The following is a 16245-nucleotide window of genomic DNA, read 5'->3' as shown; positions in this document are numbered from 1 at the left end:
CTTGAAAATAGTAGACAGAGTTGCTTATTGGCAGGTGTGGCAATTTTATTGAAAAGATTTTAAACAGGTTCTAAGAACGTACAAATGCATAACATTCCATATTTCCCCACCAAAACGATTGGTAGATGAACAAATCGTTCTAGGCAATAAACTTAAAGATGAGCCTGTTGTCTAGAGACATACTTTAATCAACCTCTATTACATCAACAAACTTTAATATCCTTTGATTATGAAAAGCATCCGTACAAGTAATCGTCTTATTTAATGGATTTATATCAGCTACTGTTATGTAATTTTTATATAGATAGCCATTTTTATAATATGTAAGTAAAACCTCTTCTTCACCTAAATATGAAATTAACAGCTTATTTTCAATCCTTTCTTTTGCATCTTGCGTTAAGATTGGACGCGGGATTTTTGTTTGCTCTTGTATCATTTCTTTAATACTGTGATTTGAATCATAAGCCCGCCACAAATTGAACCATAATATTGCCAGAAAGCATTATTTTTAGAAAACATTCTTGTAATTTTTGAAGCATAACATTGCCATAAATCTTTTTTTAACTCATAAACTTGCCTCAAAAAATAGTAGTAGTCCATCTCCAACATTTAAAATCAAATATTTTTTCATTGGAAATCCCTTATACAATTGAAAGCTATTTATCTTTTTCTTAGACAGAGAATCATTCTATTTGTTATTTCATTTATCATTTGTTTATCATAGTGTGCTAAATCAAAATATTCTATTTCACCATATCGAGCTTTATAAAATGCTACTTTTTTTATCTCCAAATCTTTATTAGTATCTGGCCAATCACTACTATTTAAAGTTACTGAAATTTCATTTAAAAAATAATACCCAATCAATTGTGCTACTTCTTTCCATGAGTATCCTAATGTTTTTCCGCTTTTGAAGTCATACAAAACTCCATCAATAATTATATCGCCATCTGCTCCCCCCACCATTAAAGAAGCAATACCAAAGGTTGGGTTATATATTACTTTGCTTTTTTGCGAGATAATTTTAGTAATAAGAAACTTTTCTTGAAACACTCTGCACATATATTCTAATTCTTTTTTTATTTCTTCTGCTGGATCAGAAAAGAGGCTTTTTTTAGCATCCATTGGCGGCAATCCACTCCGAAAAATTTGTTCCAATTTAGCTAAATAGCATGCTGCAGTAACTAATGAGCCGATCTCGTTCTTTCCTTTAACAAATGATTTAAATTGCTTAATGGATTTCTTATATTTATAATTCAACCTAAATGAGTTATAAACAGACCCTTTAAAGAAACCTTTCATTATATTTAAACCATTTTCTGCATTTATTTTTTCAAAGAAATCTTCTGAATTACTAATAACTATTTGGGCAATCATTGCTCTAGCTAAGTAATCAAATGCAGTTCCTACCAATGAAGCTTGATATGGATTGGTCAAAGTATATGGAACTACCATCTCATATTCTTTAGTAAAAGCAGATTTACCAGACAACGTGTAAAACTCGTTCTTCTTAGGAATTATTTCTCTCAATATAGATTGAAATTCTTTATCACGTTCTTTAGAACTTTTAAGAATGCTTGTTAACGACATTAAATCACCTTTTTCATTATTATTACGATATATAATTATAGATAAATTTATTTTTGTTATTTAATCTCTTTTCCCTTATTTATCAAGTTATTAATCGTTAATATTAGTACAACACAATAGATTCAGCTTTAGTTCGAAATAAAGTTTGATTGCAACTCACTTAACATTCTTTATTTAAAAGAGGATAAATACGAGAATTATCTTACAAACATTGTGACTTTATTCTAAATTAATATATACAACAAATTACATTTTTCAATTAATATCTCTATACATTGAATAATAATGAAGTAGTTTAATTTTTAATTCTAAAACACGTATAACCCCGTTCTGATTTTAAAACGGGGTTATACTAAACTTTCAATTTAATTATTGATTTTAAATACTTCACTACACTAAAAATTCAACAATATAGTCGTTTATTTTTTATTTTTATTGTACAATAATGCCCGATTATTGAAGAAATTACAATTACTATCGAGTATTCCTCAATGATGCTTTTCTATATAAAACTTCTCTATAATTTACTTAATTTCTATTTCTTCAGCATCTTGCAATTCAGTATTATTCACTTCATAATCTTTAAGCTCCTGCTCAGTAGAAAAATGAATAGATGACTGATAAGTTTTTCTTCCCTCTAATGGCTCAACTAATAAAATATATTTACTAACACCATCTTTATCTATTTCTGAAGATTTTATATCAGTCACTTTAAAATCAAAATAACAGATAATACTATACAAGTCTAAATTAACCCCAAAAACTTTAACATTATCATGATGATGAAATGACATAGATAACCCTTTTTGTCCCAATAAATGCCCAAGATCATCAGTACCTGTCAAAGTTAATTCACTAATATTTATATATTTTTTAAAAGGTTTTCCTTCAATTAAAGTACGATACAACTCTTCAATCAATACTATATCTTCTATTTCAAGTTGTGACTTAGGGGTAAACGTAACTTTCAATTTCTCTTGTAGCTCCATAACTTTTTCCCAAAACTTTATCGTCTCCAAAACAGATGTTTTCTCTGCTTCCTTAACCGTATATTTATTAAGTTCAGCCCCATTAAGTTTTATATCACCTGAAACGAATGCATAATATAACTTTAATGCTTCAACCGTTTCCTCAACTGTTTTTGTATTTTCAAGGTTTAGACTAAAATTAAATTTTAGATGTTTATCTCTCTCATCTACAACACAAGAAATATTGAAAGTTTCATTATCAATATTTTTAAGTAGTACTTTTTGCATATCAGCAAAAGGTTGTCTTTTAAAAGTAATATCTTTCTTTACTCCTTTACCTTCAAAATTCAGTTTAAATGGTTCCGGAAAAGGTTGCGGATTAAGAGTTATGTCATATTTACCTTTTTCACTTTCTTTGAAAGGATGTTTAATTATTTCATCTATTTTAAACTTAATACCATTTATAGTTATATACTCATCAGCATCTTTACTAATTGTATATGTACGCTGCGTTCTGTATAAAAACTCCAAAACTTCTTTAACATTTGAAGGTTTGAATTCCGCAAACACATCTTTGTTTAAATCAAAACTAAGTCCACCAAATTCCATACCTGAACTATTTGATGTTAGTCCAACTACACCGTCCCCGTTTTCTATTTCAACATAAACAAAGCCATTAGGAAGGCTCTCGTTTAAAGAACCTAATACTTCTTTCGGTATTTTTGTATCCTTTTGATTATTGTTTAATAAAGCTTTGTTAAAATTAGCAAACATTTTTACCAGTCCTCTCTTAATTCATCAAAAACAATTATTTTAGAAAACAATATGTATTGCTCATGAGTTTCACCAATATTATTTTGAACGATAAACTCTATAAGTTCACTTCTCTCACTCTCTTTGCTAACAATAACATGTTTAATATGCTCAAATTCAAAATTCAACCATAAATCAGGACATTGAGCGATAGCTTGTGAATAAGTAAAATAACTTCTGGGATTCATCTGCTCTTGACTAATGATTAAGGGTAATTCTGTTTCTACATGCTCAACATTAGGTATATATCTCCACTCTTTTTCATCATGGAAATTCCTTTTAGCTATTTCTTGGTGATTATTTGTTAACATTTCTCCATCAAGAGGCTTCATATACAATAAATCATGTAATAAATAATTATTATAATCATTGTTTTCATCGTTTTTTTCTGGTGAATTCTTAATAGCTTTACTAAGAATAGCACTAAAATCTTTACGTAAATTTGAATATTGATTAATATAATGAATCGGCTGAATTCCTTTTCTTATACCCCACTCTTTACTCAATCCAATCCCATATGAACCGTAGTTTACCATATGTGGTACAAGTTTGTTTAAATGAATATCACAAAAGCAACTCATAGGAAATGCGATTTTTTCCAATTCTTCAATTTCCAAATAACCTATTTTTTCTTCGTAGTATCGAGGTAAAATAGCCTTTTTCAATAAAATATCTTTAAGAAATTCTATTCTATTCATAAACTTAAACAAAACGTTTGCACTTTGTAATGGTCTGATATAGGAAGTCTCCTCCTTAGTTTCAGGTTTTTGTTCAAGTTCAATATGTATACTTGCTCCACTCATTCAACTTCATCTCATTTCTATTAAAAATTCCCTCTTTAATATTAAACTTCATAAAACATTATATATTAATTTGCAACATTAAGTTACTGATGTTATTAAACCAACCGGATCTCTAACATAATAACAATTATCTCAAACTCCCATTATTTCTACAATTAGTTATTCAAGAATATAGCCTAACGGCATAATTTGACTGGAATTTTTAAACATCTTTATTGTAAATGTAACGATTTTATTTAAAATTAAAAGACTTTATTATCATTTACACTATATAAAATAAACGAATTACTTTGTAAAAGTATTTTTAAAATAGAAAACATAAGTTTATCTGAAGTATAAATATATTAGTACTCGAACAAATCTTTAAAACAAAAAAATCAAATTCTGATAAAGAATTTGATTTTTTTCATCTAATTAACCAAGATTACCAAATTTTATTTAGGTCGTATATATCCTAGTTCTTTTAAAATCTTTTTATGAAATAACTTTGGCCCCTCCTTTAAAAAAAGGTATTCATCGTTCATAGCTTTAGCAATTTTAGTAGTAGATGGATACTGATTTTCATTATGTAATTGAACAGCTATTTCTTGTATTTTTGAAAAAGTCTGTTGCACCCTTTTTCTCCTTTGTTCTTTTCGAAATTCTGTATGACGCTTAACTATTTTTTTACACAATTCTGAGCACCTTTTATATAGAGGTGCATAATTATATCCATACTGATTAGCTATTTCCTTTAAACTTAGTTCTACATGTAATTTTTCATCTATTATTTTAGTCAGTGTTGTTCTTATTTCCTCTTGTTTATTTACTATTTTTTGTTCTCGGCTATGAATTTTCATTTTAACCAACTCAGATAAATTGTTATGTAAATATTTAGATCGACTACTCTTTCCCTCACAGATTTGATGAAAAGTTTTTCCTTCCTCCATTAGTTGTTTCGCATATATTTCTTTTCTGTTGCCTACAACATATTGAGTTAATTTTATATGTTCTTGAAAAATTTCAGGAAAATATTTTTTTATTGTTTTTCTACAAATCCCATATCTCTTTTGTATCTGTCTTAAATTCAAAGGAGTTTCTTGATTAAGGTTATATACTAGCATTTCCTTTAATACCTCTAAATTCACTCCTTTTTTCGAACCTGTAATTCTTATATTAAATATTTTTTCTTCAGTACTCTTTATTTCGTCTACTTTATCCAATGAACTCTTAAAATCATATATAGAAGAGTAATCTTGTTTAATAAAGATTTTGTAAACTGAAGAATTTGTTTTACCAGCAAATTCAAGGTATTTATCAATATTAGGATGTCCTTTTCCCTTAAGCCAGCCCCCAAAAATTTTAGGGTTAACATTAAATAATTTAGCCATTTCAATATTATTAAAATTTAATGTATCTTTAATCTGATTAAGAATAAAAATCCCTTTTTCTCGATTAAAAATAGTTTCATCATCTGGCATCTTTTCTAATAACTCAAAATAATTATCTACGACAACTCTAGAACTAACATCAATACTAACAGTCTCCCCATTTTCATTCCCTAACCAACTCCAACAATGTGAACAAAAACCATTTTGCATTTTACTATTAAAAACCTGTAATTTCTTTTTACACTTAAAACACTCATCTTGTAATATACACTGGTGAGATGGACAATATGTTATAGAGTCTATTTTCCATAATAATGGCTCATAGATTATTTCATCTCGACTTTTCCATTCATTCAAGCAGCATGGACACCATTTCCTCCTCCCTCCAATAACATTCCGGCCATTAAATAGATTTTTTAAAGGATTTAATGTTAAAAAAATCATATCACTTCTCATCGTTATTTTTTCTAAGGCTTGTACAATATCCATACTTATGCTATTAATCCCACAAAACTTCGCTGTATGACAAGACATAGAACCTTGTTGATATTTTTCTTTCAGATAGTCTTTTTGCAACATTTCGGCAAGTATATGTTTAATAATCATCCCAGGTAATATTGAATGTTCGTAGGCAAGTCTAGCTATGTAACTTATTAAGCTTTCTACATATGGCGAACCTATACCTATAGGTTCTATTGAATAGAGAGAGCTAATATTTACTTGGTATTCATTTCGCATTTCCTGGTCTATACCTTGAATCCCCATTAATTCACCTCCCTATCGCATCACGTTTCGCATTTCTAACACCTACATTTTTCTTTAATTTACCTCGCGAATTATTTACTGAGTCCACTTTAAATTTATCTAGTCCCATCTTCACTCGCAATTCACTGATTTTATCTTTATCTTCATTAAATTTGTCTTCACCTATTTTAATTTCTTCCATCATTACTTCTATTTTACTGATAGATAAAGCGCATTTTTTCAAAGACTGTAAGCCGATTGTAACCTCACCATTATTTAAAGTGCTAATTAAGCACCTACTTAGCCAATCCTTCAAAATGCCTACACACCCCAGTGTACGCTCATATATGAAATCATAATGCTTTATTAGATCTGGTTCCTTTTCTAAAGGAAGTTGTTTTTGTAAATTTGCTATAACATTTACAAAATGTTTCAATTCATCAATATTAGTAGCATTATATCTTGCAAAGTGAATGTCCGTAACCCTTCTACTTAATTGTCCACTTAAATTAATAAAGTCTGCTAACTCATAATGACCAACAAGAATGTGTAATACACCTGATATATTCGCTAAAGATTTTATTACATCTAACTGCAAGTGCAATGTCTTCCCGTTTGCAATATTAGAAAAATGTTGTGCTTCATCGATTAGGAAAGCTAGTGGCCTTCTATAATAAAATGCTTTTTCTAAAGAGCGCCTTAATTCTGGAGATGTTCTTTTATCATAAGGGCTGATTCTTGTCCTACTATCATCCTTTTTCAAGCTATCATAATCTACTTTAAAATCAATTAAGGGTTCATTTAAAGCTTCTAATGCCCTTTTATAATAAGCTTTCCAATTGAATCTTCCTAATTCTGGAGATGGCAACTCTAATCCTGTAATAGGTATCCTATTATTCATGTCTTTTTGTTCAAGAGCCCATTGATAAATTTTACGTACAACTAGCTCCTGTACTGTAGTCTTTCCCACCCCTGTTGGACCAACTACCATAATCAAATTACTTCCTGCTGGATTTTTAATACGCTCCACTAAATCTTCCACTATGTTTTCCATAATAGGATGTTCCACTTTTGCATATTGTTCAAACCATGCTGCCCTTTTTTCAACTGACTCTAATAAAATCTCTTTTGGAAAATTTATCTCTAAAGACATTATCTTCCTCCTTCGTCAAAGCGTTTTAATGGTTTAAATTCAAAGTTCAATATATTAATCTTCTCTCGATTAGAAAACGATTCTTGATTTTCTTGTTGCTCTATACTAAATAAACTTTTATCAGTTTTGTCTCTAGCAATTAATTTCATTTCTCGATCTTTAATTGCTTGTTCAAACACTTTTTCATTTTTTTCGTTTTTATCAATAAAATCGGCTATCATTTTTGCAGAAATATTAAATGATTTATTATGATCCCTAAACTTTTTTTTGAGCTCAGCCGTAATATGCTTTAATTCTCTCTCTGTTCGATTCCTAAAAATTGAATAATACTCGGATATACATCTAACCCATTTATTATTTACATATGCATAAGCAATACCGATATCATAAGGGTCATATCTAATAGCCACATTCGTATTTTCAATCTTCGGGTTACTAAATTCACTACACCAGTAATATTTATATTCAATCTTTACACCACGACCTATATGTACCTTTCCCACTCCCTTGGATGTTGAAGGAAGTGTGAGAATTTTAAACTCATCATCATAGCGAATTAATTTAGATTTCCTCAGTCCACTAATCATAAGGCTCTGTTCGAAACACTCTAAAGGAGTTTGTCCTAACGCTGGATGAGGAAGTTTATGATATACCTCTTCAAACCAATCATTTAAACCATCATTTAAATCTTTAATTGTCCAAATCGCGTGTTGCTTTGGATTTACACTTTTCGTAACAAGTCGAACCTCTTTCATAATTAACGTATTCCCCTTTAAATTATGAACAAACATTGTATTGGTTGTCCCAAACATTCTTTCAATTACAGAACCGAATCTAGATTTAGCAGGTGGTCTAGATTTCTTAGTTATTTCAAAATATGCTAATAAAGTTTCAAAATATACGCTACCAAATTCTTTCCCATTATCCACAACAACTGTTTGAAGTAATCTAGAATGTTTTCTAACACATTCTCTCATCACCATCATTACAGAACGATAACTAGGCGGATCAAACGTTAAGAAAAAAGATAAGACTTTTCTTGAATAAGCATCTGTCATAAGAGTAAGCCATGGTCTTCCTAACGATTTTTTTGTTTTCGAATCAATAAGTTCAATATCTAATTCAGTATGATCAATATGACATATATGAAAAGCTCTCTCTCCATGTCTAGGCGATTTCATATCCAATTCCCAATAAAATTGAGTATGATTGTATGTCGCTCGATTGCCTTTCCTTTTCTCTACTTTGATAGCTTGTGGTCGGAATTTAATATAGTTCGTAAATGTTTTATAGCTTGGAGCAATAATCCCTTTTTCTTCACAAGCATTTATTAATGATCCAAAAACAACTCTCATTGATTTTTGTTTGTTGGTTTCATAATCTCTTTCAATGTATTCATTCATAAGGTCAATAGATTCCTGTGGCAATCTATTTCTTCGATTGCCCTTCTTTCTATTTTTGGGAATTAAACCCAAAAAACCATTTCCATATAAAATTTGTGCTTCTTTAAATTTTTTAGTCCATTCTCTAATCGTTCTTGCAGGTACATTGTTATTTTCATTTAATTCGCCATTTAGTTTTCTCCTTACTATCTCATATCTTCTATTTGCAATTTCATAATCAGCCTGTTGCGCCTGTATAAGTATTTCATTTTGTGTTTTTTCCTGTTCACAATTCACCTTACTATTTCCTTTAATGCTTCCCTCTTTAAATAAATTTACAAACACATTTTGTGGAATTTTAACAACTTGTTCTTCTGGGGACAGTAAAGTTATCTGATCGTTACCATTATTAATAATTAAATACAGATTACCATCCCACATTATATTAGTGCCTATATCAGCTGTAACAATTTTAGAATGATACTCTTCCTCTCGTCGATCATTAACAAAACTATTTACGAAAGAGCGATACTGTTCAATGCTTATATACACAGGATTTCTATCCGGTTCACTGAGCAAATAATTATCTAAATCAACATAAATTTCATTACATATTATTAAGTTGTATATATGATCAGCTGAATATAAATTTGAATATTCGATCAGTTTTTGAAGGGATATTCCTGGAGAATTTTTAATTACACTGAAAATAACATTTTTAATATCATTTGATACCTTTTGTCGCTCAGCTCTCAAATAATCATCTAAAAACTGAAAGTTGCGAGACAATACCCAATTAATTTCACTATCCGATCTAACTCTAAAATTCAAGCCACAATCTGTTGCCCACTTTTCAGCCGGTGGTGAACACCATTGACCCGCTTCATTTCTCTTATATCTAACTGGTTCTCTTTCAAATAATTTTATAATTTCTTTTTCAGTTTTCCATTCTTCAAAATATATTGCATCTTTTGTAATAACTAAGAAGTCTGGGGTATAAATAGGAGCCACCTTTTTGCCATTTGACTTTTGATACTGGAGTTTAATTTTAGTTGGTTGATCATAATACTCTATTACATTCGGATTATTTTCCATCATAAAAATAGCCGGCAACTCAACCTTAGAAGATTCATATTGAATTGTACAACCCATTTTTTTGCTAGGATATGTTCCACAAACATTATGCCGACCACCTCCAACGCGACGTATAGGGTTAGAAACACGTATATTATTTATGAGTTCTTGGGTTTTCTTAGGTATACGTAACTTTAAACATAGCTGTTCAAATTCAAAATTACTTAACATAACTACACTCCTCTCATTTTTTTAACTATGCTTCACATATTTTTCATGTAGACGATCTAGCTTAACTAAACTGTTTAACTTCTTCTACGACTAGAATGCACTTCAGTTTTATAGAACTAATTGAATCCTTCCTCCATGCTTCTAATTATTTCAAAACATCTATTACCTTATTGCTGAATTCAATATTTTCAATGTTACTTTACAATAAATCTACATATGTCTCGGACGTTAAATATTAAGACTTTACTATCATCCCCTAGTATTTTTATGACGTTTGATAGGGACAGGTCTAACCTTTTTAAAAGAAAACCTTTCAATTCCATATGTGTGAGAGTTTAACAACTCATAATATAAGTTGTTAAACTCTCACACATATTTGTTTCGATACCTTTGAAAGAAACAGGATAAAATGGACTAAGATTACTTTGAAAAAACTTCATATTCTTTCACAGCCTTTTTTCGTTAAAAGAAATTAGCCCTACTATTCTAGACTGTTTTTTATAAAATAAAACTATTCTTTTGTTATTTTTCAGAATTTTATAACCTCCTGAGCTATCACCTCAATATACTCTGTCCGTTCTTCTTTGATATTCTTCACTGAAATTTCTTCTAGTAGCTTACCGCTTTGAATGATATCAATAGTATCTGAGATTTGTTCCAATTCCGCTAAAATATGGCTGGAAATTAATAAAGTAATGCCATATCCTTTACAAAGCATTTTAAATAAATTTTTTAACACTTTAACGCCAGTAGAATCTAACCCATTGAAAGATTCATCTAAAAACAACAGTTCTGGATTTGTCGTAATTGCTCTGGCAATTCCTAACCTCTTTTTCATTCCAAGGGAAAAATCTTTAACTTTTTTATTCTCGATATTATTTAATTTCACAAGGTCTAACGCATGATTAATGCTATTTTTATCGTAATAGCTCATGTACTCGCAATGTAAGTAGAGATTCTCTTGAACTGTTAGTTCTTCATAGAAAATAGGATATTCATTAATCATTCTCATACGTTTTAGCAATTTAAATGATCTATTCGTTAATTTCTCACCAAAATTTCAATCTCACCACTTTTCGGTTTGATTAAATTCATGATTATTCTCATAATCGTTGTTTTACCAGCACCGTTTGGTCCTAATAATCCGTAGATTTCCCCTTTTTTCACATGTATATTAACCCTAGGAACAACCTCACTGTCTTCAAACGATTTTGTAAGTTGATATGTTTTTAATATATATGAAATTTCACCCTCCTTATTAACTTAATATCCGAATTTTAAGAATCGGAATTCATCTTTATCTTACTTAATAAAAAATTATAAAATGGTGGATTTTTTATTGATAAAGAAGAAAAAACAAGCGCTACATTATTAAATGAGCACTTGTAAAATACCTATGACTACTACCTTTACTTGTTATTAGAGATGTAATTGTTTTACGGGATAAAAATAGACAATTGTTTTAAAAGTTAAAAATGAAATTTCCTTTTCAATATTTCTTTCCATTTGTTTGGAAAACCATAGGAAAGAATTAGACATACAGCACCAATAGATAAAAAGACTTTCATATCCTCAAGAGACCTTGAAAAGGTATAGGGACGGTTACTATATTGTCCTAATATAAAACTGATCCATGCTGTCAAAATAAATACAGATATTGTAATTACTCCCGCAAAAGCAAACCATTTTTTTTTGCTCTTTTTATAAAACATTCTGTTCAGCCAGATTAAAGTAACACACATTAAAAATATAGGAATTGCTATAGTAACAGACCAATTTATTTGTTTATCAGCCATATCTAATGCAAGTAATAAACATATAGTTGTAATATTTAATATAAGAGCTTTCCTTTTAACTTTCTTAGAAAAAACATAAATCACAATCCAAAAAGAAATGACTGAACTGCTACTATATAGAGACCATGTTAAAGTTTTAGCTAATATAAAATTAATTAATGTAGGAATGAAAAGAGCTAAAAAAGCCACTACGCTAAAGATACGAAAAATTAGTTTTAGTACATTATCTCTTACATTTTCATACATACTGTAATAGTGTGGAAAACCATTTTCTTTAAGAAGCTGTTCATCGCTTGAGACCTTAGGAATATAGGTAAAGCATAATGGGCAAGGTATTTGGTCCCTCTCTACCTGAATACCGCACTTTGGACAATATGCCACTAATATCCTCTCCTATTAGATTCTATTTTCACATTAATACCATCTTTTTTTAGTTTTCTAAAGAACTCCCGTTCTACAATTTGAATATCAGATATATTTCCGAAAGTAATATACATGTAAGAACCATAACTAATAACTCCCACTTTAATTTTATTACCTACACTTGGGGGTGGATAGAATTCAAATCGTTCAATAAAAGGTTCTATTTCCTCATTCAGAGATACTACCCCTAAATTAGAAATAGAGCTTGTATACAAACTTTCCCCAAATTTCGAGTGTATAATAGGTGCCAATTGGTCCTTAATAGTAAGTGGCAGAAGTCGTAGTAAGACATTTCTTTCTCCACGAATATTTCGAGCAATAAGTGGTTTCAGCTGTTTGTTGTTCAAATATCGTTTAAATTCTATTTGAACCCTCTGTACAATCTCATGAAATGTGTATTCTCCTAGACGAGGATCAATTGTTATGGGTATACTAACAAAGAAATTACGAAGTGTTTGACTTTCAAAAAAGTTCCGCAAGTTAACAGGTACATTTATGGTGATAGGTTTAGGATTAGCTGCTAGCTCAGCTTGAATTTCGATTAATACCTCTATGTATTTAGATATTAAATACGTAGTAATGCTTATACCTTGAGATTTAGATAACTGTTTAATTTCTCTTATATTGATTTCTCCTGTAGTAATATGATATATTCCCTTTTTATCAAACTTAAATGGGAGTTTGTATGCATAATCAAGACCTTCTTGCCAGCTTGGTACATTTTCTTCATAATATGTAGCAAAAGAATCTTCAAACTCTAAGTTAATTCTACTTTTCGTTTCCATTTGCAAATCAAGAGATTCTTTCTTCATTACATAATAAGTCACCAAAAGTTTTAAAAATTCTAAAGCACCCGTACCGTCGGTCAGCATATGCGAAACTTCAAAAGATATTCTTCTCTTATAATACAGAATACGATAAGGGAATGTATTATGACTGGTAAAAAACAGATTAGAACAAGGATAGTAATGCTCTATTGAAGCAATAGGAATTTCATTCGTTTTTTTAAAATAATTCCAGAAAATCCCCTTCTTTACGATTATTTTAAATAGAGGGAGTTGTTCTAAAATTTGTTCAATAGCCCATTGTAAAACTTCAGGATTAACCATGCTTTTAAGGTTAACTGAGAGTCTAAAAACCGTAGAAACTCTCGATGTAACAGTTGAAGCATATAGCTTTCCGGCATTATCTAGTTTGTACCACTCTACGTCCATCGTTAACTCCTTTGCATAAAGAAAGAATCTAACAGTTTTTATTCAATGAATATACACTATAAGTAATGATGGTACAAAAATACATACAGCAAGTACATTCATCTAGATTCCTCCTAGTTTTATATTTTCACAAACAAGGTCTCTTTATTCTTCTCCAACAAGACTAATGAAGAAATCTTGTAGACCTAATGGTAAAATAATTACGGTGTCTATACCCTTTAGCCTCAATACGCTTGTAAAAAACGTACTGCAATACAAATCTACCCATTTTGAAAAAGATTGATCAAAATGGGTAAAGGGTTTTGGAGATTTGAAATTTTTTAAATTTAAATTAAACAACATTATCTTCTTTGGGCATATTTATCCTAAGATACTTAGAAATTTATTTATTAATTTTAAGATTAACGAACAAATTTAAGGTTTATGTCTCCATTATTAGCATTGACATCTAATTTTTTGTCACCACCACTTTTATTTTCTGGTAGATTGTTTTTACCTTTAGAAGCTTGGCTCGCAATATTAAATACATCATACGATCCTACTATAGTTCCATTTATACCACCATTTTTTGATTTTAATTTTAATGTATCTTCAACTGTAACTTTTTCTATATCTAGGTTACCATTTGAAACTGTTGCATCAACGGAACCTTTCACCTTAACATTGGATAGATTTATATCGTCATTTTTGGTTTCCAATTTGAATCTTTTCTCAATTTCTACATTAGAAGCTTTTATTTTTCCATTTGAAGTTTTTGCATCGATAGTACCAGATATATTTACTTCTGAAAGATTAATATCCCCTTTAGATGTTTTTATTTCAATACCACTTTCAATACCGCTCGGAACTGATATCTTTATATTTCTATGTGTTTTATCGGAATTAAGGCCCACATAGTCTTTCAATTCTTTATCGGTATTGGCTTGCATAATTAAATTCTTTTCATCTGAAACATTTATCGCATAGGATTCTTTATCATTATTAAAATACGTAATATGAATCACGTTATCGTTTGATTTTACCACATCGACACTTCGATCCATTGCAGCTAGAGATATTTTGGAAATCTTATCTGCTTCTATTGAATAGCTCTTTTCCTCATATTTTATTGAACTATTTTTCTTATCAGAACTAGCATCATTTGTACATGCAGAAGTAAAAATTAGTACTGAGCTAACAACTACAGTGACAGGTAAGACATTTTTAAAAACTTTTTTCATGATTTGTAACACCACTTTCTAAATAAATACATAATTTAATCTTCATTTTTACGATTTAAAGATTTAATGAATAAATCTTTACCTTAGGAATTCGGCCAAAATATTTATATTTTGACCAAATCCATACTTTTCTTTGCAAGAGAATAATATTTCGCTCTCATTTTAACTTAATTAATGTTGAGCGTTAATCCATCCTGAGACATCCTTTATTACTTGAGAATCTACATGAGCTGGTTTGTTGTAAATACTACCATCAAATTTATCTGCGGAACCGCCTGGCATAAACAAATGACTCAGTCCTGGATACACCTTGAAACTAACATTGTCTTTACCCTCAAGTGTTTCCTGCCACAGTTTATAATCTACTTTTTCTAAGACATGAAAATCAGTTGTACCTTGTATAATAAACATTGGAATACTAAGATTTTTAACAATGCTTGCTCCATCAATTTTATTCAAACTATTCCAATAGCTAGCCGGATAGCCAAGTATAACTTCTGTCTTATCAGAGGAGTTGAGTTTTTTAATTTTATCTACTCCCGCTTTTGTATTGTCCAGTTCTTCTTTTTTACGCTCGTTCGATAGATTTTCTTGTTCTAATCGCAATGTAGTCTGTGTCAACACTATATCCTCTAAACGACGTAAGGTACCAGCCATTGAGACAAAACCTTTTATTTCTGGATTATCCTGTGCTATTTTTGGTCCCAATAGGCCACCTTGACTGTGTCCAATTAGATAAATTCTGTTACTATCTACTCTTTTATCTTCTTTAGTAAGTCGCACAGCCTCTTTAGCATCATACAAATATTCTGTTTCTACGTCAGAGACATCATTTGGATATGCATAAGAGCGCTTGTCATAGCGGATAGAAGCAATTCCATTTTCTGCAAGACCGTGTGCAATATCCGCAAAAGGACGATTAAGACCCGTGCCAATGATAGAATCCATATTATTGGGACCAGACCCCTGAAGCAAAATTGCAACCGGCGGCTTTTCTACTCCTTTTGGAAGAGTTAACAACCCATTCAATTTTTTTTCATTGTAACCAACTTTAATCGAAGATTCTTCCCATTTTTCCCCTTTCTCCGGTTTAACTATAAGTGGTTGTAGTTGAGTTTGAACGTCGGTTACCTTCCCATCTTTTGTATATACAAAAGTAGTTTGCAAATTATTTTTACGATGTACTGTGGTAATGGCCACTTTTCCATTTTTATCTTTCGAACTAAATACTTCTGATTCTGTATCTAGAGCAGGTCCTAATTGAGATATTAAAGCATTCCATTTAGAGGCAAACTCATCCTTAGGTAATTTACTATTCATTTCATGAGTTCCATTTTTATAAAGTTGATCAAAATCATTTTTCTGAAATTGCTCTAAATAGGCTGCACTTTCGTACTATATAAGTATGAGGAGTTATTCGAAGAATAGCTTGTCATACTTTTTTCATATATGATGAGAGCGACT

At 30.2% G+C, this 16245-nt stretch carries 11 protein-coding genes and 1 pseudogene; all 12 read right to left on the bottom strand.

Features of this window, described 5'->3' with window-relative positions:
- Positions 1–184 precede the first annotated feature (184 nt).
- The 12 genes and pseudogenes from PDL00_RS33825 to PDL00_RS33770 all read right to left on the bottom strand — a co-directional run bounded on the left by PDL00_RS33825 (position 185) and on the right by PDL00_RS33770 (position 16101).
- Positions 185–436, bottom strand: coding sequence for a YolD-like family protein (locus PDL00_RS33825; RefSeq protein ID WP_270733770.1), 252 nt, complete (start codon positions 434–436; stop codon positions 185–187).
- A 224-nt stretch (positions 437–660) separates the two neighbouring features.
- Positions 661–1590: a hypothetical protein gene (locus PDL00_RS33820; RefSeq protein WP_270733769.1), complete on the bottom strand. Its 930-nt coding sequence runs from the start codon at positions 1588–1590 to the stop codon at positions 661–663.
- Between the two features lie 524 nt (positions 1591–2114).
- Positions 2115–3332, bottom strand: a complete 1218-nt coding sequence (locus tag PDL00_RS33815) for an abortive infection system toxin AbiGii family protein (RefSeq protein WP_270733768.1) — start codon at positions 3330–3332, stop codon at positions 2115–2117.
- A gap of 2 nt (positions 3333–3334) precedes the next feature.
- On the bottom strand, positions 3335–4174 hold the full coding sequence (locus PDL00_RS33810) for an abortive infection system antitoxin AbiGi family protein (RefSeq protein ID WP_270733767.1): 840 nt from the start codon (positions 4172–4174) through the stop codon (positions 3335–3337).
- Between the two features lie 434 nt (positions 4175–4608).
- Positions 4609–6309: a TniQ family protein gene (locus PDL00_RS33805; protein WP_270733766.1), complete on the bottom strand. Its 1701-nt coding sequence runs from the start codon at positions 6307–6309 to the stop codon at positions 4609–4611.
- Between the two features lie 4 nt (positions 6310–6313).
- Positions 6314–7441 (bottom strand): AAA family ATPase, encoded by a 1128-nt coding sequence (locus tag PDL00_RS33800; RefSeq protein ID WP_270733765.1) that lies wholly within the window; start codon positions 7439–7441, stop codon positions 6314–6316.
- Positions 7441–10128, bottom strand: a complete 2688-nt coding sequence (locus tag PDL00_RS33795; protein WP_270733764.1) for a TnsA endonuclease N-terminal domain-containing protein — start codon at positions 10126–10128, stop codon at positions 7441–7443. Before PDL00_RS33795 ends, PDL00_RS33800 begins: the two co-directional genes overlap by 1 nt.
- Before the next feature lie 541 nt (positions 10129–10669).
- Positions 10670–11373 (bottom strand): annotated as a pseudogene (locus tag PDL00_RS33790) (ATP-binding cassette domain-containing protein); the annotation flags it as partial.
- A 224-nt stretch (positions 11374–11597) separates the two neighbouring features.
- Entirely contained in the window at positions 11598–12305 is a 708-nt protein-coding gene (locus PDL00_RS33785; protein WP_270733763.1) for a DUF6320 domain-containing protein, read from the bottom strand.
- Positions 12305–13561: an alcohol acetyltransferase gene (locus PDL00_RS33780; protein ID WP_270733762.1), complete on the bottom strand. Its 1257-nt coding sequence runs from the start codon at positions 13559–13561 to the stop codon at positions 12305–12307. Before PDL00_RS33780 ends, PDL00_RS33785 begins: the two co-directional genes overlap by 1 nt.
- A 401-nt stretch (positions 13562–13962) precedes the next feature.
- Positions 13963–14781: a DUF4097 family beta strand repeat-containing protein gene (locus PDL00_RS33775; RefSeq protein WP_270733761.1), complete on the bottom strand. Its 819-nt coding sequence runs from the start codon at positions 14779–14781 to the stop codon at positions 13963–13965.
- 171 nt (positions 14782–14952) lie between these two features.
- The gene (locus PDL00_RS33770) at positions 14953–16101 is read right to left on the bottom strand and encodes a serine aminopeptidase domain-containing protein (RefSeq protein WP_270733760.1); all 1149 of its coding nucleotides are present in this window, start codon (positions 16099–16101) and stop codon (positions 14953–14955) included.
- Between the last annotated feature and the right edge of the window lie 144 nt (positions 16102–16245).

Source organism: Bacillus cereus group sp. TH152-1LC, assembly GCF_027710505.1.
Taxonomy (GTDB): domain Bacteria; phylum Bacillota; class Bacilli; order Bacillales; family Bacillaceae_G; genus Bacillus_A; species Bacillus_A mobilis.
The sequence above is the reverse complement of the archived record's forward strand: the minus strand, read 5'-3'. Positions and strand labels throughout refer to the sequence as shown.